General features: G+C 69.1%; 22 protein-coding genes. 10 read left to right on the forward strand and 12 right to left on the reverse strand.

Going from position 1 to position 22,476, the window contains the following annotated elements:
• The first annotated feature begins 20 nt into the window (after positions 1-20).
• Positions 21-1,340 (forward strand): ATP-dependent 6-phosphofructokinase, encoded by a 1,320-nt coding sequence (locus tag BOSE46_RS19775; RefSeq protein ID WP_159541985.1) that lies wholly within the window; start codon positions 21-23, stop codon positions 1,338-1,340.
• Between the two features lie 283 nt (positions 1,341-1,623).
• Here BOSE46_RS19775 and BOSE46_RS19780 read toward each other — a convergent pair whose 3' ends face one another.
• Positions 1,624-2,751: a ScyD/ScyE family protein gene (locus BOSE46_RS19780; protein WP_159541987.1), complete on the reverse strand. Its 1,128-nt coding sequence runs from the start codon at positions 2,749-2,751 to the stop codon at positions 1,624-1,626.
• A gap of 277 nt (positions 2,752-3,028) precedes the next feature.
• Here BOSE46_RS19780 and BOSE46_RS19785 point away from each other — a divergent pair, with 277 nt between their 5' ends.
• Both BOSE46_RS19785 and BOSE46_RS19790 read left to right on the forward strand, forming a co-directional pair.
• Entirely contained in the window at positions 3,029-4,318 is a 1,290-nt protein-coding gene (locus tag BOSE46_RS19785) for a bifunctional o-acetylhomoserine/o-acetylserine sulfhydrylase (protein ID WP_159541989.1), read from the forward strand.
• A complete protein-coding gene (locus tag BOSE46_RS19790; RefSeq protein ID WP_236551817.1) occupies positions 4,315-5,424 on the forward strand; it encodes a homoserine O-acetyltransferase in 1,110 nt (369 codons plus the stop codon). Before BOSE46_RS19785 ends, BOSE46_RS19790 begins: the two co-directional genes overlap by 4 nt.
• A gap of 76 nt (positions 5,425-5,500) precedes the next feature.
• Here the strand turns inward: BOSE46_RS19790 and BOSE46_RS19795 are convergent, their stop codons facing one another.
• A complete protein-coding gene (locus BOSE46_RS19795; RefSeq protein WP_159541991.1) occupies positions 5,501-6,424 on the reverse strand; it encodes an NAD(P)/FAD-dependent oxidoreductase in 924 nt (307 codons plus the stop codon).
• A gap of 66 nt (positions 6,425-6,490) precedes the next feature.
• On the opposite strand from BOSE46_RS19795, the gene BOSE46_RS19800 reads away from it, so the two are divergent.
• A complete protein-coding gene (locus BOSE46_RS19800; protein WP_159541993.1) occupies positions 6,491-7,081 on the forward strand; it encodes a helix-turn-helix domain-containing protein in 591 nt (196 codons plus the stop codon).
• A 57-nt stretch (positions 7,082-7,138) separates the two neighbouring features.
• A complete protein-coding gene (locus BOSE46_RS19805) occupies positions 7,139-7,777 on the forward strand; it encodes a bifunctional 2-polyprenyl-6-hydroxyphenol methylase/3-demethylubiquinol 3-O-methyltransferase UbiG (RefSeq protein ID WP_159541995.1) in 639 nt (212 codons plus the stop codon).
• Positions 7,778-7,779: 2 nt separating this feature from the next.
• Here BOSE46_RS19805 and rpmG read toward each other — a convergent pair whose 3' ends face one another.
• Genes rpmG through BOSE46_RS19820 form a run of 3 tightly spaced genes read right to left on the reverse strand, consistent with a single transcriptional unit; the run spans position 7,780 to position 9,167 of the window.
• Positions 7,780-7,947 (reverse strand): 50S ribosomal protein L33, encoded by a 168-nt coding sequence (gene rpmG, locus BOSE46_RS19810; protein WP_159541997.1) that lies wholly within the window; start codon positions 7,945-7,947, stop codon positions 7,780-7,782.
• A 42-nt stretch (positions 7,948-7,989) separates the two neighbouring features.
• Positions 7,990-8,589 carry a uridine kinase gene (locus BOSE46_RS19815; protein WP_201299689.1) on the reverse strand — a complete coding sequence of 200 codons (600 nt, stop codon included), beginning with the start codon at positions 8,587-8,589 and terminating at the stop codon, positions 7,990-7,992.
• 14 nt (positions 8,590-8,603) lie between these two features.
• On the reverse strand, positions 8,604-9,167 hold the full coding sequence (locus BOSE46_RS19820) for a hypothetical protein (protein ID WP_159541999.1): 564 nt from the start codon (positions 9,165-9,167) through the stop codon (positions 8,604-8,606).
• Positions 9,168-9,296: 129 nt separating this feature from the next.
• Between BOSE46_RS19820 and BOSE46_RS19825 the strand changes: the two genes are divergently transcribed.
• Positions 9,297-9,437, forward strand: a complete 141-nt coding sequence (locus BOSE46_RS19825; RefSeq protein ID WP_159542001.1) for a hypothetical protein — start codon at positions 9,297-9,299, stop codon at positions 9,435-9,437.
• Here the strand turns inward: BOSE46_RS19825 and BOSE46_RS19830 are convergent, their stop codons facing one another.
• The 3 genes from BOSE46_RS19830 to BOSE46_RS19840 all read right to left on the reverse strand — a co-directional run bounded on the left by BOSE46_RS19830 (position 9,438) and on the right by BOSE46_RS19840 (position 11,770).
• Positions 9,438-10,196 (reverse strand): SDR family oxidoreductase, encoded by a 759-nt coding sequence (locus tag BOSE46_RS19830; RefSeq protein WP_159542003.1) that lies wholly within the window; start codon positions 10,194-10,196, stop codon positions 9,438-9,440. It lies immediately after the preceding gene.
• 1 nt (position 10,197) lies between these two features.
• On the reverse strand, positions 10,198-10,998 hold the full coding sequence (locus BOSE46_RS19835) for an SDR family NAD(P)-dependent oxidoreductase (protein WP_159542005.1): 801 nt from the start codon (positions 10,996-10,998) through the stop codon (positions 10,198-10,200).
• Between the two features lie 130 nt (positions 10,999-11,128).
• The gene (locus tag BOSE46_RS19840) at positions 11,129-11,770 is read right to left on the reverse strand and encodes a histidine phosphatase family protein (protein ID WP_159542007.1); all 642 of its coding nucleotides are present in this window, start codon (positions 11,768-11,770) and stop codon (positions 11,129-11,131) included.
• A gap of 243 nt (positions 11,771-12,013) precedes the next feature.
• Here BOSE46_RS19840 and BOSE46_RS19845 point away from each other — a divergent pair, with 243 nt between their 5' ends.
• The gene (locus BOSE46_RS19845) at positions 12,014-14,362 is read left to right on the forward strand and encodes an Ig-like domain repeat protein (RefSeq protein ID WP_159542009.1); all 2,349 of its coding nucleotides are present in this window, start codon (positions 12,014-12,016) and stop codon (positions 14,360-14,362) included.
• Positions 14,363-14,432: 70 nt separating this feature from the next.
• On the opposite strand, the gene BOSE46_RS19850 is transcribed toward BOSE46_RS19845, so the two are convergent.
• A complete protein-coding gene (locus BOSE46_RS19850) occupies positions 14,433-15,089 on the reverse strand; it encodes a fasciclin domain-containing protein (RefSeq protein ID WP_159542011.1) in 657 nt (218 codons plus the stop codon).
• A 30-nt stretch (positions 15,090-15,119) separates the two neighbouring features.
• Complete coding sequence (locus BOSE46_RS19855; protein WP_159542013.1) at positions 15,120-16,679, reverse strand: molybdopterin-dependent oxidoreductase; 1,560 nt, start codon at positions 16,677-16,679, stop codon at positions 15,120-15,122.
• Between the two features lie 102 nt (positions 16,680-16,781).
• Here BOSE46_RS19855 and BOSE46_RS19860 point away from each other — a divergent pair, with 102 nt between their 5' ends.
• Positions 16,782-18,200: a hypothetical protein gene (locus BOSE46_RS19860; protein ID WP_159542015.1), complete on the forward strand. Its 1,419-nt coding sequence runs from the start codon at positions 16,782-16,784 to the stop codon at positions 18,198-18,200.
• A 100-nt stretch (positions 18,201-18,300) separates the two neighbouring features.
• Here the strand turns inward: BOSE46_RS19860 and BOSE46_RS19865 are convergent, their stop codons facing one another.
• Together BOSE46_RS19865 and BOSE46_RS19870 are read right to left on the reverse strand one after the other, a co-directional pair.
• The gene (locus tag BOSE46_RS19865) at positions 18,301-19,053 is read right to left on the reverse strand and encodes an enoyl-CoA hydratase-related protein (RefSeq protein WP_159542017.1); all 753 of its coding nucleotides are present in this window, start codon (positions 19,051-19,053) and stop codon (positions 18,301-18,303) included.
• Entirely contained in the window at positions 19,050-19,910 is an 861-nt protein-coding gene (locus tag BOSE46_RS19870; RefSeq protein ID WP_159542019.1) for an alpha/beta fold hydrolase, read from the reverse strand. Before BOSE46_RS19870 ends, BOSE46_RS19865 begins: the two co-directional genes overlap by 4 nt.
• 139 nt (positions 19,911-20,049) lie before the next feature.
• On the opposite strand from BOSE46_RS19870, the gene BOSE46_RS19875 reads away from it, so the two are divergent.
• On the forward strand, positions 20,050-21,315 hold the full coding sequence (locus BOSE46_RS19875) for a collagen binding domain-containing protein (RefSeq protein ID WP_159542021.1): 1,266 nt from the start codon (positions 20,050-20,052) through the stop codon (positions 21,313-21,315).
• A gap of 59 nt (positions 21,316-21,374) precedes the next feature.
• Positions 21,375-22,472: an FAD-dependent oxidoreductase gene (locus BOSE46_RS19880; protein ID WP_159542023.1), complete on the forward strand. Its 1,098-nt coding sequence runs from the start codon at positions 21,375-21,377 to the stop codon at positions 22,470-22,472.
• Positions 22,473-22,476 lie beyond the last annotated feature (4 nt).

Below are 22,476 nucleotides of genomic sequence, written 5' to 3' on the forward strand. Positions count from 1 at the left end.
TCCTCGGATACCATTGTCGGGTGGTTTCCCTCTCCGACCTCCAGGTCCGCTCGCTCGGCGCATGCGCCGTCGACTCGCCTCTCGCGCTCTATGTCGAGGGGCGTACGACCAACGAGTACTACGTCGGCGAGACCGATCGCATCCTCTACGACGACACGCTCGAGCTGATCGCATCGCGCGGCGTGCCGCTCGAGGAGCTGCCGACCTTCGAGTCCGGCGGTCCGCGCCAGAAGATCTTCTTCGACCCCGCCACGACCAAGGTCGGCGTCGTCACCTGCGGCGGCCTGTGCCCCGGCCTCAACGACGTCATCCGCGCGATCGTGCTCGAGCTCAACACGCACTACGGCGTGCGCGACGTGGTCGGGTTCCAGCACGGCTATGCGGGACTCATCGAGTCCAACGGCCACGACGTCGTGCAGCTGACCCCGGAGTTCGTGTCACGCATCACCGAGCGCGGCGGCACGATCCTCGGCTCGTCGCGCGGCGCCCAGGACCCGGTCGCGATCGTCGACCGCCTGGTCGAGCTCGACATCGACATCCTCATGGTCATCGGCGGCGACGGCTCGATGCGCGGCGCCCACAACATCGGCGCCGAGATCGCCGCGCGAGGACTCACGATCGGCGTCGTGGGCGTGCCCAAGACGATCGACAACGACATCCCGCACATCGGCCAGAGCTTCGGCTTCTCCACGGCGTTCGCCAAGGCCGCCGAGTCCATCAAGGCCGCACGTGTCGAGGTCGAGGCAGCCGTCGGCGGCGTCGGCATCGTCAAGGTCATGGGCCGTCACGCCGGGTTCATCGCCTGCTACGCCGCCCTGGCCAACCACGACGCCGACTTCGTCCTGATCCCCGAGGTCGGATTCTCGCTCGACGGCGACAACGGCTTGCTCGCCCTGCTGGAGCGCCGCGTCGCCGAGCGCGGCAGCGCCGTGATCGTGCTCGCCGAGGGTGCCGGCCAGGACCTCATCCCGGCCAGCGACCGTCGCGATGCGAGCGGCAACGCGGTCCTCGGCGACATCGCGGGCTTCCTGCGCGAGCAGATCACCAAGGACTTTGCCAACCGCAACCAGCCGCTGACGATGCGCTACTTCAACCCCGGCTACGCGATTCGCTCGGTGCCGGCAGATGCCTCGGACTCGGTCTACTGCGCGCGCCTCGCCCAGACCGCCGTGCACGCCGCGATGGCCGGGCGTACGGACATGGTCGTCGGCCGTCGCCGCCACCGCTTCGTGCACGTGCCGATCCCGTTCGTCACCTCCGGCTCGCACAGCGTCTCCCCCGACGGCGACCTGTGGCTGTCGGTGCTCGAAAGCACCGCGCAACCCTTCAGCATGTGCTGACCACCGGCCCCTAGCGGCGAGCTCTGCGAGCCGCGGGAGGGAGCGCCAGCGACCGAAGGGGCGTACGACGACTGACTCGCTCGAGCCTCTCGTCTCACCACCCTTCGCTCGCTCGTTCCTCGCTCGCTCCCAGTCGGCCGCGGGCGGCCTCCTTAGGGAGCGGTGGGTCGCGGCCGCGGGCGGCCTCCTTAGGGAACGGTGAGTCGCGGCCACAGGCAAGGAGTCGGTCGCTGGCGCCCTCCGAGGGGGGAATGGGGGAAGCGCCAGCGACCGAGTGCGGGGCTTACCGGAGCCGCACCTTCACCAGCTTTCCGATCGGTTGCGGTCCCATGTCGCCAAGCACGAACGCGTCGGTCGTCACGTAGAGGGAGCTCGAGTGCCGGTCGCCGACCCACTCGACTGCGGCGGGCGACGTCAGCGGCAGGTACGAGCGATGGTGCGACCCGCGCTTCAGCAGGGTGACCTGTCCCGTTCCATCACTGCCGCCGAACAGCTCCGCCACGGCGATCTGGCCCTTGGGACCAATGGCGAGGTTGGTGGCACCGACGAATCCGGCGGCCACCAGCTCGGTCCGGCCGTTGTGCGGGTTGACTCGGTGGACCGAGCCGCGCGCACCGAGACTCGCGTCCTCGGGCCCGCCCGGCAGCGACGTCACGTAGAGCCAGCCGTCGCGCCCCATCTCGACGTCGGTCGGCACGAACTCGAAGCGGTACTTGTATCCGACGGTGCACTCCGGCAGGCCGATGGCCTCGTAGTTGTCGGCCGTGATGCGGACGGGCTTCGCGGTCGGCATCACGGCGACGGTGTGCACCTTGCCGTGGCGCACCCAGAGGATCGCATTCGCCGCCGCGTCGGCTACATAGACGCCGCGCCGGGTCGGCAGCGATGCGTACGGGTGGCTGTCGACGAGACCCTGGTACGTCGCCGGTCCCACCTCGTCCGGAAGCTGGCTCGCGCACGACTGGGGCAGGCCCTTGAACCCGTAGGTCCTGATGCGATCGGGGTTCTTGGTGTTCTCGTGCTCGTACAGATCACCGATCTCCTTGGGCGCATGGCCCTTGCGGAGCGCCCAGAGGTTTGCCGACGGGTGCTCCGGGTCCTGGCCCGTCGTGGCGTAGTAGATCGTGTCGCCGCGCTTCGACACCGCACCGAGCTCATCGCCTCCGGTGCTGGCGATCGTCGTCTTCGTGCCGTCTCTGGTGATCTTCAGGAGCTCGCCGGTGAAGTTCTGCGAGACGTACGCGGTGCCGTGATGTCCGATCTCGAGGCTCAACGGTGTGACGAGATCGGTGGCGACCGTGCGCGGCGGACCTGCGTGTGGGCCGTGTCCGCCGGCAAAGGCGGGAGGCGTGGTGAGACCGACGGCCGCGATGACTATCGCGGAGGACGCCAGGACAGCTGAGCGTTTCATGGGGGCTCCCTCGTGCATCGTGATGTGTGGAGAGGCATCACGTCTGCGCACCCGAGAGTCCCTCTGAACGTTGCAATCGCAGCCGTTCGTGTCTCTTCCGCTTGACCATCGGACCGTAACGCGGACGGTCTCGGATGTGAATCCCGCAGAGCCGCCAACCTGTTGCGGCATCGCGCCATGCCGCAGCGATCTTGCGGGGTCATCTCGCATCTTGAGAAGGTGTCTCACGGTCCGGTCGCGGTGGCACGGTGGAGGCAGACCTTCGACAGGAGACACCATGAGCGACCAGTGGTCATTCGAGACCAAGCAGATCCATGCGGGTCAGACGCCTGATCCGACGACCGGCGCCCGCGCGCTGCCGATCTACCAGACGACGTCCTACCAGTTCCGCGACACCCAGCACGCGGCCGACCTCTTCGGACTGGCCGAGCCCGGCAACATCTACACGCGGATCATGAACCCGACGCAGGACGTCGTGGAGCAGCGGCTCGCGGCGCTCGAGGGCGGCGTCGGCGCGCTGCTGCTGGCATCGGGCCAGTCGGCGACGACTGCGGCGCTGACCAATGTCGCCGAGGCAGGCGACCACATCGTGGCATCAGCCAGCCTCTACGGCGGCACCGACAGCCTCCTGCGCCACAGCTTCCCCAAGCTCGGCATCCAGGTCACGTTCGTCGAGGACTCGAACAATCCCGACGCGTGGCGCGCTGCCGTGAAGGACAACACGAAGGCGTTCTTCGGCGAGACGATCGGCAACCCCAAGGGCGACATCCTCGACCTCGAGGCGATCTCCGCCGTGGCCAAGGACGTCGCGGTGCCGTTCATCGTCGACAACACGATCGCGACGCCGTACCTCCTCAACCCGTTCAAGCACGGCGTCGACACCGTCGTCCACTCCGCGACCAAGTACATCGGCGGACACGGCACCGCGATCGGCGGCGTCGTGATCGACGCCGGGACGTTCGACTACGGCGCGCACGGCGACAAGTTCCCCGGATTCACCGAGCCGGACGCCAGCTATCACGGGCTCAAGTTCGCCGAGGCCCTCGGACCGGCCGCCTACATCGCCAAGCTCCGCGTGCAGTTCCTGCGCAACATCGGGCCGGCGATCAGCCCGTTCAACGCGTTCCTCCTGGCGCAGGGCCTGGAGACGTTGAGCCTGCGCCTGGATCGGCACCTGGAGAACGCCCGGCGCGTGGCCGAGTGGCTCGAGAGCCGCGAGGACGTCAGCCAGGTCACCTGGGCGAGCCTCGACAGCAGCCCCTACAAGGCACTCGCCGACAAGTACGTCCCCAAGGGTGCGGGCGCGGTGCTGACGTTCGAGCTGCCCGGCGGACTGGAGGCCGGCAAGGCGTTCATCGACTCGCTGGAGCTATTCAGCCACGTCGCCAACATCGGCGACGTGCGCAGCCTCGCGATCCACCCCGCCAGCACGACGCACTCGCAGCTGTCGGCCGACGAGCAGGCCGCCACCGGCGTCACCCCGGGACTCGTACGTCTTGCGGTCGGCCTCGAGGGCATCGACGACATCCTCGCCGATCTCGACGCCGGCTTCCGCGCAGCGAAGTGACGATCAGTCCCGGCATAGATCCCTCTCTCGTCACCGGTGCGTGGCGAGAGGGGGATCCGCCGGGCGCCCGGAAGTTCGCCGACGTCGGCGACCTCGTCCTCGACTCGGGCACAACGCTGCCGGACGTACGCCTGGCGTACGAGACGTGGGGTCGCTACGACGGGTCGAACGCCGTCCTCGTCCTGCACGCTCTCACCGGCGACAGCCACGTCGCCGGCGGGGCCCGAGCGGGCCATCCCACGCCGGGATGGTGGGACGCGGTGGTCGGGCCGGGCAAGGCGATCGACACCGATCGGCTGTTCGTGGTGGCGGCCAACATCCTGGGCGGTTGCCAAGGCTCGACCGGTCCGTCGTCCCGTGATCCTGACGGCCTGCCATGGGGTGGGTCGTTCCCGGCGTTGACGGTCCGCGACCAGGTGCGCGCCGAGGTCGCACTCGCCGACCGGCTCGGCATCCCGCGCTGGCGCGGCGTCATCGGCGGGTCCGCCGGCGGCATGCGCGCCCTGGAGTGGGCGGTCGAGCATCCCGAGAGGGTCGAGCGGCTCTTCCTGCTCGCCACCTCGGCGGCGGCGTCGGCGGAGCAGGTCGCGCTCTCGGCGACGCAGATCGACGCGATCCGCGCCGACCCCGCGTACTTCGACGGCGACTACTACGACGGGCCGCAGGGTCCGCTGCAGGGCCTCGACCTGGCCCGGCGGATCGCCCACATCAGCTACCGGAGCGAGTACGAGCTCGCCGAGCGGTTCGGCCGCGCGGTGCAGGACGACGGTCGCTTCGCCGTCGAGTCCTACCTGCAGCACCACGGTGCCAAGCTCGCCGGCCGGTTCGACGCCAACTCGTACGTCGTGCTGAGCGCGGCGATGAACAGCCACGACGTCGGCCGCGACCGCGGCGGGATCACGGCGGCGCTCGGCCGGATTACCGCCCGGACGGTCGTCGCCGGCATCAGCTCGGACCGGCTCTATCCGCTGCACCAGCAGCAGGAGCTCGCCGACGGGATCCCCGGCTCCGGGTCGCTCGAGATCGTGAAGTCCGATCACGGCCACGACGGGTTCCTCGTCGAGTCCGAGCAGGTGGGCGAGCTGGCGCGTCAGCTGTTGGGGTGAGCCGATCACCTTGGGGAGTCATCTCACCTGCCCTTCGCTCGCAGAGCTCGCTCCCGCTCGGCCGCGGGCGGCCTCCCTAGGGAGCGGATGCGAGAGACCAGTCTTCTTCGACGAGGGTGCCGTTGATCATGGCGCCGACCTTGGCGCCCTGGGCTGCGGCCGAGATGACCTGAGAGCCTGCGTCGGCGACGTTGCCGGCAGCCCAGAGTCCGGGCACGTTCGTGGCGCCCATCGGGTCGGCTGCGACGACAGGTCCCATCGGGGTGTCGGTCATCTCCAGCTCGAAGCCGGCGAGCGCATCGAGGTTGAGCACCATCGTGGGCGCCACGAACACCGCGTCGACCTCGTGAACGGCCTCCCCCGCGCGTACGCCTCGCAGTGCGCCGTCTCGACGGACGATCTCGTTGACCGGCCCGTCGACGACCTCCACACCACGGGCGGCGAACACCCGGCGCTCTTCAGCACCGAGCTCGATGGTGTCGTTGAGGAAGAACACCACGTCGTCGGACCACTGCCGCACCATGCGTACCTGGTGACCTGACATCGGCTGCGTCGCCACGACGGCGAGGCGTTCGCCGGCGACCTCGTAGCCGTGACAGTACGGGCAGTGGAAGATGTCGACGCCAAAGCCTTCGCTGAGCCCGCCGAGGCCGGGCAGCGAGTCGGTGATGCCTGCGGCGACGACCACGTGCTTCGTGCGGAGAGTGTCGCTGCCCACGTGCACGGCGAACCCGCCATCAGCGGCCTCGACGTGTGAGGCGATGCCCTCGCGGACCGCGACCCCGAGCTTCTCGACCTGCGTACGTCCGACAGCGAGCAGCTCGAGTGGGCTGAGCCCGTCGATGCCGAGGTAGCCGTTGACGTGCGCCGCGGCAGCGTTGCGCGGAGGCCCGCCGTCCAGCACCAGCACGCGGCGCCGCGCACGACCGAGCACGAGAGCGGCGGACAGGCCGGCTGCACCGGCTCCGATGACGATGGCGTCGTACGCGTCTGAGTTCATGTCCCTCAGTGTTCGTCGACATGTACAGATTCGCAAATGCCTTTGCCACTATGGCAAGATGCCGGTATGACCGATGATCTCGGCGAAGCCCTCACCTCTGTCGGGCCGCGCCTGCGGGCGCTGCGCCAGCGCGGCGAGGCGACCCTCGCCCAGCTCTCCGCCACGACCGGCATCTCCGTCAGCACGCTCTCCCGCCTCGAGGCCGGGCAGCGCAAGCCGACGCTGGAGCTGTTGCTGCCGCTGGCCAAGGCGCACGGTGTGACCCTCGACGAGCTCGTCGAGACACCTCCCAGCGAGGATCCGCGCGTCCAGGCCGAGCCGATCCACCGGCACGGCCGGACGTACGTGCCACTGACCCGCTCGGCCGGCGGCCCGCAGGCCTACAAGGTGGTCATGCCACCCGGCCAGACGCCCGAGGACACCGGGGGCCTCAAGACGCACGAGGGCTACGAGTGGCTGTACGTCCTGTCCGGGCGCCTGCGGCTCGTGATCGGCGAGCACGACCTCGTGCTGGGCCCGGGCGAGGCCGCCGAGTTCGACACCCGGCTGCCGCACTGGCTGGGCTCTGCCGGCAAGGGCGCGACTGAGGTCCTGTCGCTGTTCGGGCCGCAGGGCGAACGGATGCACGTACGCGCGAAGCCCCGCTCCAAGGACTAGATTGCCAGACCAGCAAACTCATTTGTCAAGCGCCGATCACCGGCGCACGATGGGTTCATGACGCATCAGCACACCGAACGGCCAGAGGATCACTTCACCCGCGAGTTCTGGGACGAGCGGTACGTCGGCGAGCAGGTGTGGAGCGGCAATCCCAATCCGCACCTCGTGACGTACGGCTCGGAGCTCCGGCCCGGCACCGCGCTCGACTTCGGCAGCGGCGAGGGTGCGGACGCGATCTGGCTCGCCCAACAGGGTTGGCAGGTCACCGCGATCGACATCTCCGTGGTGGCCCTCGAAGGAGTCGCCGCTCGTGCCGCCGAGCTTGACCTCGAGCTGATCTGCCTGCAGGCTGACGCGTTCTCGTGGTCCGCCGACACGACGTACGACCTGGTGTCGGCCCAGTTCATGCACCTGCCACGACCTGCGTTCGTCCGCCTCCATCGTGAGCTGGCCGCATCGGTCGCGCCCGGCGGCACCCTGCTGATCGTCGGTCACCACCCCGAGGACATCGGTCACGCGCCCGAGGGCACGACGTTCGAGGACGTCCGCTTCACCGCCGAGGAGACCGCCTCGACGCTGGACCCGGCGGAGTGGGACACGATCGATGCGCTGCGACTCGAGCGGGAATGGATCGACCGCGACGGGCGTCCTGCCGTCGCGGTCGATGCCGTGCTGCGTGCCGTGCGTCGCGGCTGAGCTCAGCGCTCTTCGCGGAACTCCACGTGGCGCTGCGCCACGGGGTCGTACTTGCGCAGCCCCATGCGCTCGGGATCGTTCCGGCGGCTCTTGCGGGTCACGTACGTGTATCCCGTGCCGGCGGTCGAGCGCAGCTTGATGATGGGCCTGAGATCCGTGTGTCGAGCCATGGTGGCCACCTCTCCTTGATTGACAATGAATGTCAACAAGGCTCATGCGTTCGGCATTCCCAGCTGCGCGACGTCGGCAGGAACGTACCGGACGTCGGCTCGGCTCATCGGATCGAACCTGGCGGCGAAGTCCCTGTCGTTCGGCAGCCATACGTCGATCCAGAGCTCGTCGTGCTGACTGCCGTTGCGCCGGTCGCGCTCCCGGCCCCGTTCGCCCGCCGTCTCCAGGTCGACATCGACCCAGACGGACAGGTCGAAGCAGCCCTCGAGCTCGGGGTGCAGGATGCCGATGGCGTCGACGAGGAGCGCCTCCGTGTCGGGCAGCTCCGTGACCGACCCCAACCTGCCGGTGCTCCAGTCGAACGGCCGGAAGCGCACCTGCTCACCCCTCCTGAACGGCGCGAGCACCTCGTCACGAAGGCGCGTACGTTCGACGCCGTCCCAGTCCGTCGAGCGCAGGTGCGAACGCATCGGGTCGAGGAAGTCGTCGCCGCGCAGGCGCGTCCAGCCCGGTTCCGCGGCGAGCGTCTTGGTGAGCGTCGACTTCCCGGCGCCTCCGTACCCGCTGATCGCCACGACCGTACGTGCCTGGCTACGCCTCAGGGCCGCGATACGTACCGCGAGCTCCTCGATGCCGGCCAACGGGACGGGCTCGTTCAGCCCCACTGGGGGCGGGACCGAGCTGCGTAGAACTCGCTCGACTCCTTGCGCCACAGCAACGACAGGATCACGAGGGCGAGCACGAGGCCCACGACGGAGACGGCGATCGAGGCGCCGGTCGTGTTGCCGAGGGAGACGGCCGACAGCGTCGACAGCAGGTTGAGGCCACCGAGCACCGAGGCCACGATGCGCGCCCACGGGCGGCCCTGACCGTTCTTCCACGCCATCCAGGCCCACAGGCTCACGCCGATGAGAGCCGCGACGACCGCGATGCCCACCGAGATCCCGTAGAGCGCATCGAAGTCGGACTGGGTGTAGTTGGGGTCGCTCTTCTCGAGCGAGTCGCGCAGCTGCGACTTCAGCGAGTCGAGCGTGAGGAAGGTGACGACGAGGCCCGCCAGGCTCAGCGCAGCGCCGACCCACATCAGCCGGACCGCGAGCCGGATCGGCGCGGGCTGCTCGACGGCGGCTGCAGCCCGGGGCTGCTCGGCCGGCGTGCCGGGATGGACGGGATAGCCGTCCGGACCGATCGGTCCGCCGGGCGGTGGTGTGCTGCTCATGAGGACTCCCTGGTTCGCGTGAATTCGGGTCCCACCGTGTCATGGAGACACACCCTGTCGCATCCTGACCTCGATGTGAGGTTCGCCAGACCCGCGCCGATACGTGCGTCACCCACGTAAAGTAGCCACATGCTGGAGTGGATCCTGATCGGAATCGTGGTGCTGGGCGGCGCCGTGCTGGCCGCTCATGCGGCGGCTGTCGCGTTCGTGGTCAGCCGGATCGTGTTCTCCGGCCGGCCCAAGCAGAAGCAGTTCAGCCCGAGGTCCTAGTCAGACCATCCGGCGCACGATGCTGAGCGGTGCGTGCTTCATGACCTGGCCGAGCGGTGCCCAGGGCCAGGCCGGCACGGCCGCGTCGACGACTTCCTTCTCGATGTTCTTGACCAGTGCTCGGCAGCCGGTCTCGGTGTCGACCATCATCTTGGCCTCCTGCTGGACGCCCTCGTTCATCTCCGAGGCGATGTAGCCGGGGTAGAGCGTGGTGACCTTGATGTCGAGACCCTTGCGGCCGATCAGGTCCGAGCGGATGCCCTCGGCGATCGCCGCGATGCCGGCCTTGGTCGCCGCGTACGTCGTCATGGACGACGGCATGCCCCGCATCGCCGACATCGAGGAGATCACGACGAGGTGCCCGGCCTTGCGCTCGTAGAAGTGCTCCATCGCGGCCTCGCACTGCGCGATCGCGGCGATGAAGTTGGTCTCGGCGGTCTGCTTGTTGGCGTGGAACTTGCCCGTGCCGATGCGGCCACCCTTGCCGAGGCCGGCGTTGACGATGACCCGGTCGAGTCCGCCGAGGTCCGTGATCGCCTGCTTGAACACCTCGAAGACTCGCTCGTGGTCGTTGACGTCGAGCTCGTGGACGACGACCTCGATCCCGGGGTGGGCGGCGAGCAGCTCGTCCCGCAGCGCCTCGAGCCGGTCGACCCGGCGGGCGGTGAGGGCGAGGTGGTGACCCTTGGCGGCCAGGATGCGGGCCATCCCGGCGCCGAGCCCGGAGCTCGCGCCGGTGATGAGAACGTTCTTGCGCATGTCAGTCCTTCTTCGACATCTGGACGGAGGCCTTGGCCATCATCGAGTAGTAGAGCGGGCGGGCGAAGCGCTTGGCGGCGTACGCGATCCGGCCGTCGCGATCGGTCAGGATGATGTGCTTGCCCTTCTCGACGCCCGCGACCACCCGGCCCGCGATGACGTCCGCGCTGACCTTGGAGCCGTCGATCAGCTTGGCCGCCGACCTGTTGGCCGCCTCGTCCTTGCCGCGGAGCGACTCGGTGAGGTTGGTCTTGAAGAACGTCGGACAGATCACCGACACCTTGACCCCGTACGGCTTGAGCTCGTGGAGCAGCGTCTCGCTCAGCGCCACGACGCCGGCCTTGACCGCGTTGTACTCGCTCATCCGCGGCGGGTGGACCAGTCCGGCCGCCGACGCGGTGTTGACGATGTGCCCGCTGCCTTGCTCCTTGAGCAGGGGCGCGAACGTACGGCAGCCGCGTGCGACGCCGAGCAGGTTGATGTCGACGATCCACTGCCACTGGTCCATCTCGGACAGCTCGATGCGCCCGCCCGCGGCGACGCCGGCGTTGTTGAACAGGTAGTCGAGACCGTCCCACTGCTCGACGACCCAGTCGTGTGCCGTGGCCCAGTCGACGTCCTGGGTGACGTCGAGCTTCAGGTACGAGACGCCGTCGAGGTTGCGCAGCACGTCGGGCAGCTCGGTGTGCACGTCGGTGGCGAGCACGCGGCAGCGCCGTTCGGCGAGCCGGCGCACGAGCGCGAGCCCGAGACCGGAGGCCGCTCCGGTGACGAGGACTCGGGAATGGGAGGGGATGGCCATGTTCAGATACTAGCGGTATCTCAATGTTGCCTCGCGCAGTTGTCTCGCCACGCCTCGCAGCTGGCGGCTTCGCCGCGAACGCTCACGCTCCGCTGGCGCGCTTCGGAGCTCGTCGCTGCACTCCTCGTCCTCAGCGGTACGTGACGAGGTCGCGCGGGAGGTGCGTGCTCTCGTTGAGCGCGAGCAGCCGGGGACCCGTCGAGCCGACGATGACCGTCGTGACCGCCGCGTTGAGCATGACGTCGTTGATCCGCTGGAACGCCGACGCGTCACCCGTCAGCAGGTGGGACGCCACGATCGCGATCGGGCCGCCGGAGGTGAACACCGCGATCGACTGGCCAGACCCCGCATCGGCCACGCCCTTGCCGAACGACGTCATGACCCGGTCCACGAAGTGCCGGTACGTCTCGGCGTGCTCGCCCTCGCCGGCGATCCATGCGTCGAGGGCGGCGTTGAGATGCCGCTGGAACTCCTTGGCGTCCTTGCTCCGGGCGGCCGGGTCGTGCGCGTTGGCGATCGCCAGGTGGTCGTACTCGTTCCAGCCGTCGTCGATGTCGTAGCCGTCGCCCTGCCCGCACGCGTCGATCGCCGCGATGGCGGTCTGGGCGTGACGCTTCATCGACCCCGCGACAGCGGCGGTGGGTGCCCACCCCGACGCCTCCCACGACATGCCGAGAGCCGTCGACTGCTGCATGCCAACGGGCGAGAGCTGGTCGTAGTCGTCGGACCCGAATGACGCCTGGCCGTGGCGGATGAGGTGGACGGATCCCATGCCGGGAGCCTAGCGACCCTGCTCGAGGCGGGTCTTCCGCAGTCTTGTGGAACTCCGCAGGGTCTGTGCAGCTCCCCGCATTCCGCGTCCATTCGACCCACGCGTCCCCTTGGGAAAGCCGAATGTGGATTTCTCGCGGGAATCGCACCAGGGGTATGAGAGATGAGCACGCAGACACCAACGCAGACCGAGCACCACCAACGCCCGAGACGAGTCCGAGCGCGGGTGTCGTGGTGCGCCGCGATGATCCTGGCACTCCTGCCCGGCGTGATCGTGATGTCTCCCGGCCAGGCCGCTGACGGTCCACCGACCGTCGTGAGCCTCACGTTCGACGACGGCAGCACGACCCAGCTGCTGGCCGCCGGTCTCATGACGAACCACGGGATGCCCGGCACGTTCTACGTCAACTCGGGCAACGTCGGCAAGAACGGCTATGCGACGAGGGCCGAGCTCACACAGCTCGCCGCGGACGGCCACGAGATCGGCGGCCACACGCTCCATCACGCGAACCTCACGACCCTGCCGTCCACCGAGGCCAAGAGGCAGATCTGCCTCGACCGGGCCAATCTCACCGAGTGGGGCTTCACGGTGCGCAGCTTCGCGTTCCCGTTCGCGGAGGGATCGACCGCGATCGGCGACCTGGTGCGCGACTGCGGCTATAACAGCGCTCGCAACGTCGGTGACATGAGGTCGCGCTTCGGCTGCGACGACTGCACCTACACCGAGTCGACCCCGCCCGGCCAGCCGTACTCGCTCAAGGCGCACGACGTCGTCAACGAGTGGACCCTCCAGGACCTCCAGGACGCCGTGACGAACGCCGAGTCGAGCGGAGGCGGCTGGGTGCCGCTGACCTTCCACAACTTCTGCGAGGACGTGTGTGGCGCGTTGTCGACCGACACGGCGCTCTTCGAGCAGTTCCTCACCTGGCTCGAACCCCGGGCGGCATCGAACAACACGGTCGTCAAGACCGTCGGTGATGTCGTCGGCGGTGTCGCCCAGCCGGTCGTGTCGGTCGACGACGTGCCGACCCAGGACGAGAGCGGGGTCAACAACCCGAGTCTCGAGAGCATCGCACCCTCGGGACTGCCCGCGTGCTGGCAGGCCGGGACGCAGGGCGCGATCACCGCGGCGGTCGACACCGTCGCGCCCGGACGCACGGGGCAGGTCGCCGGTCGGGTGACGGTCTCGAGCTTCACCAGCGGCGACGCCAAGCTCGTCATCACCCGCGACCTCGGCACGTGCGCGCCCGCGGTGACACCGGGCAAGGCTTACGTGCTGCGCGGCTGGTACACGTCGACGGCCCAGACGCAGTTCGTCGTGCATCGGCGGAACGCGGCCGGCACCTGGTCCTACTGGACCTCGAGCCCGTTCTTCGGACCTTCCTCGACGTATGCCCCGGCGACGTGGACAACCGGGCAGGTGCCGCCCGGCACGACCGGCATCAGCTTCGGCCTGAACCTCGTCGCCGTCGGCACGCTCACGGTCGACGACTTCACCCTCTCGGCGACCGACTCGGTCCCCCGGACGATCGCCGCGGTCGCGCCGACCGCGCCCGACGGTACGGCCGGCTGGTACAGGACGCGCCCCGAGGTGACCTTGAGTGTGGACCGTGGCAGTCCCGCCGCCACGACCGAGTACTCCGTCGACGACGGCGCGACGTGGCACGCGTACACGGGTCCGTTCGATGCGCCGGACAGCTACACGCTGAGCTACCGCTCCAAGTTCGGCACCATCGTCGAACCCACGCGCACGATCGACCTCAAGGTCGACACGACCGCGCCCTCGATGGCCCCGGCACTCGACCCCTCGAACCGGACGCTCAACGTGAACGCGGCCGACAACGGATCAGGCATCGCCTTGGTCGAGAAGCGCGATGTCGGCAGCTCCGACTGGACGCCGGTCACAGGACCGGAGGTGCTGGGCGACGACGCCGCGCACCTGGATCTGCGCGCGACCGACCACGCCGGCCACGAGTCGACCAAGACGGTGCACGTCCTGGCGAGGGCCGAGGCGGGCGTCTCCCTCAGCCTCGGTTCGAGCCTGACGTACGGCAAAGGGAACACAGCGACCGTCGCGGTCACGGCGCCACTCGGCTGGCCCCCGCCGACCGGCACCGTCACGATCAAGGACGGCACCAAGGTCATCGCGACGGGGCCGCTGTCGGGCGGCACGGCTGCGATCCCATTGCCCACCCTCGGCGCGGGCAGCCACGGACTCACGGCGAGCTATTCGGGCGACAGCCGGACCAAGGCCGGCACGTCGGCCATCACGACCGTGACGGTCAATAAGGCCACGCCGACCGTGACGTTCACGCTGAGCACGTCCAAACCCAAGGTGAGCTCCACCAAGGTCAAGATCACGGTCAATCTCCGCATCGCGGGATCGTCGATCAGGCCGGCCAACTATGTGTACATCCGGCTCGACGGCAGGACGATCAAGACCATGTTGATCTCGTCGGCGTACGCAGGGACCCGCAGCGTGAGCCTGCCGGTGTTCAGGAAGAAGGGGACGTTCAAGCTCAGCGTGAAGTACCAGGGCTCGTCGAACGTCTACTCCGGGACCAGCAGCAGCAAGACGATCACCGTTCGCTGAGACCGCACGCACGTACGGGCCGAACCCTGGAGGAGGTCCGGCCCGTACGTGTGGTGCTTTCCTCGTGTGATCAGGCGGCGGGCGGCATCAGCACGGTGTCGATGAGGTAGACCGTCGCGTTGGCGGTCTTGACGCCGCCACAGATGACGCTGGCCTGGTCGCCTACGCGGATGTCGTCGCCCGAGCCGGTGATCTTCAGGTCCGCACCGTTGACCGTCTTCTGCGTGCCGTCGATGTCAGCAGGCGCGATCTGGCCGGCGATGACGTGGTAGGTCAGCACGCTCTCGAGCGTCTTGGCGCCCGCGGGGGTGCCGAGCGTCGCGAGCGTCTTCTTGTCGAGCTTGGCGAACGCCGTGTCGACCGGGGCGAAGACCGTGAACTCGCCGCCGTTCAGCGTGTCGACCAGGTTGACGTCCTTGTTGACCTTGCCCGAGACCGCGGCGACGAGCGTCTTGAGGAGCGGGTTGTTGCTCGCAGCCGTGGCGACCGGGTCCTTGGACATACCGCTGACCGAGCCCTTGCCCTCCGGCACGGCCTTGGCGTAGTCGGCGCAGCCCGGACCCACGAGGTCGGATCCCGCGTCGTCCGCCGGGGCGGCCGACGTGGAGGTGTCGTCCTTGGGCGCGGCCGCGCCGTCGCTGCCGTCGCTCGAGCCACCGCAGGCCGCGGTGAACAGGGACAGCGAGGCAACCGCCGCGATGGCGAAGCTCTTGGTGGATGTACGCATGTCATTTCTCCTTGGGTTGGGGTGCTGCATCTACTCGACGCGGAACTGGACGCTGTGCCAGCCGGTCGTACCGTTCGGGCGAATGCGTGCCCGATCGGAGGTCTGGGTCTCGCCGTTCTTGTTGGTGGCGCGGATCGTGAGCTTGTGGGTGCCTTCGGTCGCGTCGTCCCACTGCCAGCTCCACTGGCGCCAGGTCTCGACGGTGTCCTGCGTGGCCAGGGTCGCTTGCTGCCAGTCACCGTCGTCGACCTTGACCTCGACGCGTTCGATGCCGACCGTCTGCGCCCAGGCGACGCCACCGACGCGGACCTTGTCCCTGGGGAAGGTCTGGAACGACTTGGGCACGTCGATGCGTGACGAGAACTTGATCGGCGCCTCGGCGTCGTAGTCACGGGTCGTCCAGTACGCCTTGAAGTCCGCGAAGCGGGACACCTCGATCTCGGTGAGCCACTTGGTCGCCGAGACGTAGCCGTAGAGGCCCGGCACGACCATGCGCGCAGGGAATCCGTGGGCCAGCGGCAGCGGCTCGCCGTTCATACCGATCGCGACCATCGAGCTGCGGTCGTCGGTGACCGCCTCGAGCGGCGTGCCTGCGGACCACTTGTCGGCGCTGGTCGTCTTGATCGCGTCGGCTCCGGCCTTGACGCCGGCCATCGCCAAGAGGTCCTTGACCAGCACGCCGGTCCAGACCGCATTGCCGACGTACGGGCCGCCGACCTCGTTGGAGACGCAGGTCAACGTGACCCGGTGATCGACGAGCGGCATGCCGAGCAGGTCGCGGAACGAGAGGTTGAGCTCCTTGTCGACCATGCCGTGGATGCGGAGGTTCCAGCCCTCGGCCGGTACGTCCGGGATCCGCAGCGCGGTGTCGACGCGGTAGAAGTCGCGGTTGGGTGTCACGAACCTGCTGACGCCGTCGATGTCGACCTGCGCGCCGGCCGGGACCGCCGGCGCAGGGTTGGCCCGCCGAGGGAGCTTGATGCCGGCCCGTGATGCGGCCGCGGCGGCGTTGCCGAAGACCTGGCCGACGACTCCGCCGACCACGACGAGGGCGCCGAGCCCGGCAGCGACGCCCAGGAAGCGCCGGCGCTGGAAGCCCATGGGGTGCTCGGCGGCCCGCTTGCCGGTCGGCACGAGGGCCGAGAGCAGCAGCACCAGGGCTGCGAGACTCACGAGGAGAGTCAGGACGGACGGGACGAGGGTCAGCGCGCGGCTTGCCGTCGTGGTGCGGTCCGAGGCCGCCGCGGCGACCGCGACCAGCCCGATGACACCGACGAGGATGACGGCGACGCGCGGCCTGCGGCGGCCGATGATCCCGGCGATCATCGCGATCACGGCGAGGCCGGCCACGACGCTGCCGATCAGGATCGGCTTGTCGTTGGTGCCGAACTGCTTGACCGCGAACTCCTTGAGGAACGGCGGCGCGTAGTCGATCGCGCGGTTGCCGACCGACTCGATCGGCGACGGCACACCCTGCAGAAGGGCGGCGACTGCGGTGCCCACCGCGACGCCGGATGCGGCGGCGAGCAGGCCCGAGAGGGCACCGGCCCACCAGGGGGCTGCTGCTCGGGGTGCCGCCGTCGTGGTCATGCCCGTGGTTCGCCACGCTCGGACGTACTGATTGGTCGCAGCTGGAAAAAGATTCGGTCACATGACTCGTCAGTAACCGATATCCGCTCCTAGTCTGAGCCGATGGGACTTGAGGGAGTGTCGTTTCCGTCCGAGAGCACGTCCGCAGCCGCGCGCACGATCCTGTCCGATGCGCTGCGCAAGGCCGATCCGGTGGGCGCCCGCGCGGTCGAGAACGAGACCAACTGGCGGCGTCACTATCTCGACCACTTCCGCCGGGCGCTCGAGGCCGGTATCGGCGAGGCGACCGCGGCCCAGTCGATCGCCGCCGACGGGTTGCGCAGCGCGCACGGACTAATGCGGTACGGCGACGTGCCGCTCGATGATGCGATCACCGGCACGGCGCTCTCGCAGGTCTTCCACACCCGGACGGTCACCGGCGACGCCGAACCGGAGACCGAGCTGTCGGTGCCCTATCGCAGTGAGCGGCTCCGCGGCAAGGCGTTGCTGGACCAGCTCGACACCTGGGTCGAGGGCGGGGTCATCACGCAGTCGTGCTCCGAGGCGATCCAGACCGTCCAGGAGAACCCCGAGTGGCTGCGGCTCGAGGGCGACACAATCGTCGTGCTCGGCGCCGGCGCCGAGATGGCCCCCTACCGGGCCCTCCTGCACTGGGGCGCAGAGGTCGTTGCGATCGACCTGCCGCGGCCCGACGTGCAGGAACGCGTGCGGACGTACGCCGAGCAGTCGGCCAGCCGTGTGCACGTGCCGGCCCGCATCGTGACCAACGGCGACGACGACTCCGGCGCCGACCTCGTCACGGAGCTGTCTGCCGTGGCGCACTGGCTCGACGGCTTCGAGGGCCGGCTGGTGCTCGGCAACTACTGCTACGCCGACGGCGCGTCACACGTCCGCGTGTCGATGGCGGCCGACGCCCTGGCGGCGCACCTGACGCGGCAACGGCACGACACAGCGTTGGCCTTCCTCGCGACGCCGACCGACACGTTCGCCGTGCCGGCGGCCGAGGTCGCGTACGCCAACCGGGCTTACGCCGAGTCGTCCAGGATGCTCCGGGCGCCCCTGCGGATGATCAGTGGCGGCCGCCTGCTGCAGCGCAACTACCCGCCCGGCGCCGACCCCGGCGTGTGCGACGCCCTTGTGCCGCAGCAGGGCCCCAACTACGCGCTCGCCAAGCGGCTCCAGCGCTGGCGCGCGACCGCGGCCCGCCACGAGGGCACGATGGTGTCGCTCAACGTCGCGCCGGCGACGCGCACCCGTTCGGTCGTCAAGAACAAGGCGCTCGCCGCCGCGTACGCGGGCGCGCACCGGTTCGGCGTCGAGGTCTTCGAACCGGCCACGAGCAACACGCTCATGGCCGCCCTCATGGCGTACGACCTGCGCTCCGGGGCGCAACCGCAGGCGGAGCCGTGGCAGGACGAGGCCGTCAACGCCGCGCACGGCGGGCTGTGGACGACGGCCTACCACCCACGCAGCGCCCTGGGTCTCGCCGCGGTCCTCGGCATCGGCGCCCTCCGGGGCTGAGATCAGCCCCGCTGGTTGAGGTGCGAAGGCCGCCCGCCTCGAAACCAGTGGTGGTTTCGAGGCTGCGCTCGCAGGGCTCGCTTCGCACCTCAACCACCGATTAGGCGCCTCTGAAGTCTGCCTTGCGCTTCTCGACGAACGCCTGCCCACCTTCGGCGAAGTCGGCCGTCGAGAAGAGGGCGACCTGACCCTCACGCTCACGGTCGAGCGCCTCGTCGAGGTGGCTCAGCGTGGTGGCGGTGATCGCGGCCTTCATGGTCCCGAGGGCGACGGTCGGCCCGTTGCCGAGCTTGTCGATCAGCGTCGCGAGCTCGGCGTCGTACGCCTCGTCGTCGAGGGACTTGTGGATCAGGCCGATCTCCGCCGCGACAGCTGCCGGGAGTCGCTCGCCCAGCATCGCCATGCGGCTGGCGCGAGCCCGGCCGATCGACGCGGCGACGAGCTCGGTCGCTCCGCCGTCGGGCATCAGGCCGACGTTGACGAACGCCAGCAGGAAGTAGCTCGAGCTCTTCGCGATCGTGATGTCCGCCGCGATCGCGATCGAGACGCCGACACCGGCGGCGATGCCGTTGACCGCGCTGACGACCGGGACCTGAGCACGCGTGATGGCGCGGATCAGGCGGTTCGCGCCGTCGATCGTCGCGGCGCCGTCGAAGCCGGGACCGAGCGCGGCGCCTGAGCTGAACGCGCGCCCGTTGCCCGTGATGACGATCAGGCGTACGTCCGACGCCTCCTCGATTGCAGTGGCCGCAGCGTTGAGCATGTCGGCGTCGAAGGCGTTCAGGCGGTCGGGCTCGTTCCAGGTGATCGTCAGCACACCGTCGGTGGTGTCGACCAGCACGGACGTTGTCATGGGTTCCTCCATTGGCCGAGCAGGGTCTGCAGCACCGCGATGAGCGCGATGGGCTGGTCGAGCATGATGTGGTGGCCCGCGTCGCGGATGACCGTGACCGGGACATTGCGCCCGAGTCGTTGGGCGACGACGTCGGTGATGTCGGTCGTCGCCATGCCGCGCTCGCCACGGATCAAGGCGATCTCGCAGGTTGCCGCGGCCAGGTCCTCAGGCTCCATCTGGGCCCGCAGGAAGATGCGGGGGTCGAACTTCCACGTCCAGCCGCCGTCGGCCTCGCGGATCGACCCCTCGGCGAGGTGCCTTCGCACGTACGGGAGCGAGGCGTCGTCGGCCGGCAGCGTACGGAAGCGACCGAGGATCGTGTCGCGGTCGGGATAGACCCAGTTGCCGGGCACGTGCTCCTTCGCGACCCATGCTCGCGCCTCGGGCGACATCTCTCGGACCGGCGAGTCGATCGCCGCAGCTCCGCGGATCGCGTCGCCATGGCGTTGCGCGGCCGTCAGCACGACGAACCCGCCCATGCTGTGACCCAACAGGACCGGAGGTAGATCGGACTCCGCCGCCGCCACCGCCATGACCTCGTCGGCCCATGTCTCCAGGGAGTACGCCTGACGGTGCCCGCTGTCGCCGTGACCGCTCAGGTCGATCGCGATGACGCGATGACCCGCGGCGAGGTGCGGCGCGACGTGATCCCACCAGCCGGCGTGGGCAGCCCCGCCATGCACGAGGACCGCCACCGGATCGCCGCTCTTGCCCCACGCGCGGTAGACGATGCGTGCGCCGTCGACCTCGACGTCACCGGAGTCGTACGACTGGCCGAGCGCGTCGGCGAACCATGCCGGGACCTCTTGGCTCATCGCGATCCTCCTCGTCCGTCACAGCTACTTGGACTTTAGGCGACCGCATCAGCCGAACTGCGTTCAGGTCCGACGCCCATTGCGGCAGGATGTCTCCGATTCGAGGACGTGGGCCCGTCCGCTGAGGCACGATGTCCCGGTGACTATTCGGGGTCGGCGCCACGCAGCGCCTGTCAGCTTCCTGCTCATGGCCATGACGATCGGCGCGGGGACGCTCGCCGCCATGCCTGCCGAGGCTGCGACCGCGCCTGTCGCTCACGGCACCGTGACGGCTGCCGAGGGATCCGGTCCGATCGTGGGGATCACGGTGTGCGCGACCCACCGCAACGCCCGCGGCGACTACGGCGCCCAGCGCTGCACCGAGACCGCGGCGGATGGGACGTACACGATCCCGGTCACGAGCAGCCTGTGGTCGATCAGCGCCGAGCAGCGCAACCTCTACGGGGCGTGGCTCCCTCAGGACTACAACAACCGCAAGGCGTACTCCTTCGCCACGAGCCCGAGCCGGACCTTCAACTTCGCGCTGGTGCGCGGCGCCACGATCTCGGGCTACCTCAGCCCGCCCGAGAGCGGGCCGCGCATCGACTACACCCACGTCGGAGCCCATCGGGTGGGTTCGACCGGCAAGGTCGACAAGACGGCAACGAGCTTCTCCAACGTCAGCTCGGACGGCTACTACCGCGTGGCGAAGCTGCCGGCCGGCACCTACAAGCTCCTGGTCGACGACGGCTACTCGCCCGTGGGTTATGCCAACCAGTGGTATCCCGATGCGGCGGCGGCGAGCGGTGGTGAGCGTGTGACGGTCGGGACCGGGCAGTCGGTCACCGGGCGGGACATCTCCCTGAGCCTTGCCGGATCACTCACGATCGCCCTGCACTCACCCAAGGGATCGTCGCTCAAGGGCGACCTGAGGGTCTACGACGTCGACGGACGCGTGGTGTATGTCGGCGACGGTGACTACACGACAGCTCACACCATCGTCGGCCTTCACCCGGGCGTCTACAAGGTTCGGGCGTCGCCCTACGACGTCTCGGGATATCAGGAGTGGTTCTCCTGGAAGCGCACCTTCGGCACGGCCAACCCGATCACGGTGACGTCCGGCGGGACGACGTCGAGGACCCTGACGTTCCACTACCCGACGATCAAGGCCACGAAGCGGCCCGTCGTGCGGCTGGACGCGAACTCGATCGTGACCAGTCACGCGAAGTGGAACGTCAAGCCGAGGTACGTCCGCTACGAGTGGTGGCGCGACGGCAAGCGGATCGAGTACGAGGGCTGGGACTGGCGACTCGCCCGCAAGAGCGACGTGGGCCACCGCTTCAAGGTGTGCCAGTTCGCGGACCGCTCCGGTTATGCCGACGGCAGGACGTGCTCGGACTACTCCAAGAAGGTCACGACGTACTGAGGGCGACGTCACTTACGGTCAGGCTTGACCGTAAGTGAGGTGGGCGGCAGGATCGGACGATGGCCCCTCCGAGCGTGATCGTGGTCGGCGGCGGCGCGATGGGGTCGAGCGCCGCCTGCGAGCTGGCCCGGCGGGGGCACCCGGTGACAGTCCTCGAACAGCACGACATGCAGCACGCTCGCGGCAGCTCCCACGGCTCGTCGCGCATCGTGCGCCTCGCGTATGCCGACCCGTTCTACGTACGCCTCGCGATGACGGCGCGACCCGACTGGGACGAGCTGCAGCGGCACAACGATGTCGAGGTGTTCCGGCGCACCGGCGGTGTCGACCACGGCCCCCGTGAGCTGCTGGAGCCGTTCGCCGCCGCGATGGACGCGGCCGGCGCCGCGTACGAGTGGCTCACACCCGGCGAGGCGAGCCGCCGATGGCCGGGGCTCCGCTTCGACGAGGCAGTCCTCTTCCAGCCCGATGCCGGTGTCGCCCATCCCGACAACACCCTCGCGATCCTGCAGCGCGACGCCAGGGCTCATGGCGCCCAGTGGCATCCGCACACTCGCGTGGACGGCATCAACCAATCAACCGATGGCGTGAGCGTCGTCGCGGGCGATCGTACGTTCACCGCTGACCAGGTCGTGGTCACCGCAGGCGTGTGGAGCCATCGCCTCGCGGGCCTGCCCGCCGACGACGCGATCCAGGTGCAACCGGCGCACTTCGTGCCGGTCGACTCCGAGTCGCCCTGGCCGACGTTCATCCATCGCCGCACCGACGAGCGGGGCCGCGAGCTCCCGGAGGCGTACGGGCTGCCGTCACCCGATGGCGTCAAGGTCGGCTTCCACGGGGGCGGCAAGCTGGTCGATCCCGATGACCGGGACTTCGCCGTCGTCGACGAGGAGGTCGCCGACCTGCGGGCGTACGTCGGCCAGTGGCTGCCCGGCCTCGACCCGGCGACTCTCGAACCCGGCACGTGTCTGTATGGCGGCCTGGCGGAGGACGACTTCATCATCGACCGCACCGACCGGCTCACCGTCGCGGCCGGGTTCTCCGGTCATGGCTTCAAGTTCGTGCCGCTCGTCGGCCGCATGGTCGCCGACCTCGTCGCCGGCACTGCGCAACCCGAACCACGCTTCACCATCTCAGCCCACCGCACGACTACCTAAGGTG

It is taken from the genome of Aeromicrobium sp. 9AM, assembly GCF_902506105.1.
Lineage (GTDB): Bacteria > Actinomycetota > Actinomycetes > Propionibacteriales > Nocardioidaceae > Aeromicrobium.

What these genes read in the sequence shown, in the direction of transcription:
- BOSE46_RS19795 (WP_159541991.1), bottom strand. Translation starts at nt 6,424, where the DNA reads ATGAACTCAGACGCGTACGACGCCATCGTCATCGGAGCCGGTGCAGCC.
- BOSE46_RS19805 (WP_159541995.1), top strand. Translation starts at nt 7,139, where the DNA reads ATGACGCATCAGCACACCGAACGGCCAGAGGATCACTTCACCCGCGAG.
- BOSE46_RS19840 (WP_159542007.1), bottom strand. Translation starts at nt 11,770, where the DNA reads ATGGGATCCGTCCACCTCATCCGCCACGGCCAGGCGTCATTCGGGTCC.
- BOSE46_RS19800 (WP_159541993.1), top strand. Translation starts at nt 6,491, where the DNA reads ATGACCGATGATCTCGGCGAAGCCCTCACCTCTGTCGGGCCGCGCCTG.
- BOSE46_RS19785 (WP_159541989.1), top strand. Translation starts at nt 3,029, where the DNA reads ATGAGCGACCAGTGGTCATTCGAGACCAAGCAGATCCATGCGGGTCAG.
- BOSE46_RS19820 (WP_159541999.1), bottom strand. Translation starts at nt 9,167, where the DNA reads ATGAGCAGCACACCACCGCCCGGCGGACCGATCGGTCCGGACGGCTAT.
- BOSE46_RS19850 (WP_159542011.1), bottom strand. Translation starts at nt 15,089, where the DNA reads ATGCGTACATCCACCAAGAGCTTCGCCATCGCGGCGGTTGCCTCGCTG.
- rpmG (WP_159541997.1), bottom strand. Translation starts at nt 7,947, where the DNA reads ATGGCTCGACACACGGATCTCAGGCCCATCATCAAGCTGCGCTCGACC.
- BOSE46_RS19865 (WP_159542017.1), bottom strand. Translation starts at nt 19,053, where the DNA reads ATGACAACGTCCGTGCTGGTCGACACCACCGACGGTGTGCTGACGATC.
- BOSE46_RS19845 (WP_159542009.1), top strand. Translation starts at nt 12,014, where the DNA reads ATGATCCTGGCACTCCTGCCCGGCGTGATCGTGATGTCTCCCGGCCAG.
- BOSE46_RS19870 (WP_159542019.1), bottom strand. Translation starts at nt 19,910, where the DNA reads ATGAGCCAAGAGGTCCCGGCATGGTTCGCCGACGCGCTCGGCCAGTCG.
- BOSE46_RS19860 (WP_159542015.1), top strand. Translation starts at nt 16,782, where the DNA reads ATGGGACTTGAGGGAGTGTCGTTTCCGTCCGAGAGCACGTCCGCAGCC.
- BOSE46_RS19780 (WP_159541987.1), bottom strand. Translation starts at nt 2,751, where the DNA reads ATGAAACGCTCAGCTGTCCTGGCGTCCTCCGCGATAGTCATCGCGGCC.
- BOSE46_RS19835 (WP_159542005.1), bottom strand. Translation starts at nt 10,998, where the DNA reads ATGGCCATCCCCTCCCATTCCCGAGTCCTCGTCACCGGAGCGGCCTCC.
- BOSE46_RS19830 (WP_159542003.1), bottom strand. Translation starts at nt 10,196, where the DNA reads ATGCGCAAGAACGTTCTCATCACCGGCGCGAGCTCCGGGCTCGGCGCC.
- BOSE46_RS19880 (WP_159542023.1), top strand. Translation starts at nt 21,375, where the DNA reads ATGGCCCCTCCGAGCGTGATCGTGGTCGGCGGCGGCGCGATGGGGTCG.
- BOSE46_RS19825 (WP_159542001.1), top strand. Translation starts at nt 9,297, where the DNA reads ATGCTGGAGTGGATCCTGATCGGAATCGTGGTGCTGGGCGGCGCCGTG.
- BOSE46_RS19855 (WP_159542013.1), bottom strand. Translation starts at nt 16,679, where the DNA reads ATGACCACGACGGCGGCACCCCGAGCAGCAGCCCCCTGGTGGGCCGGT.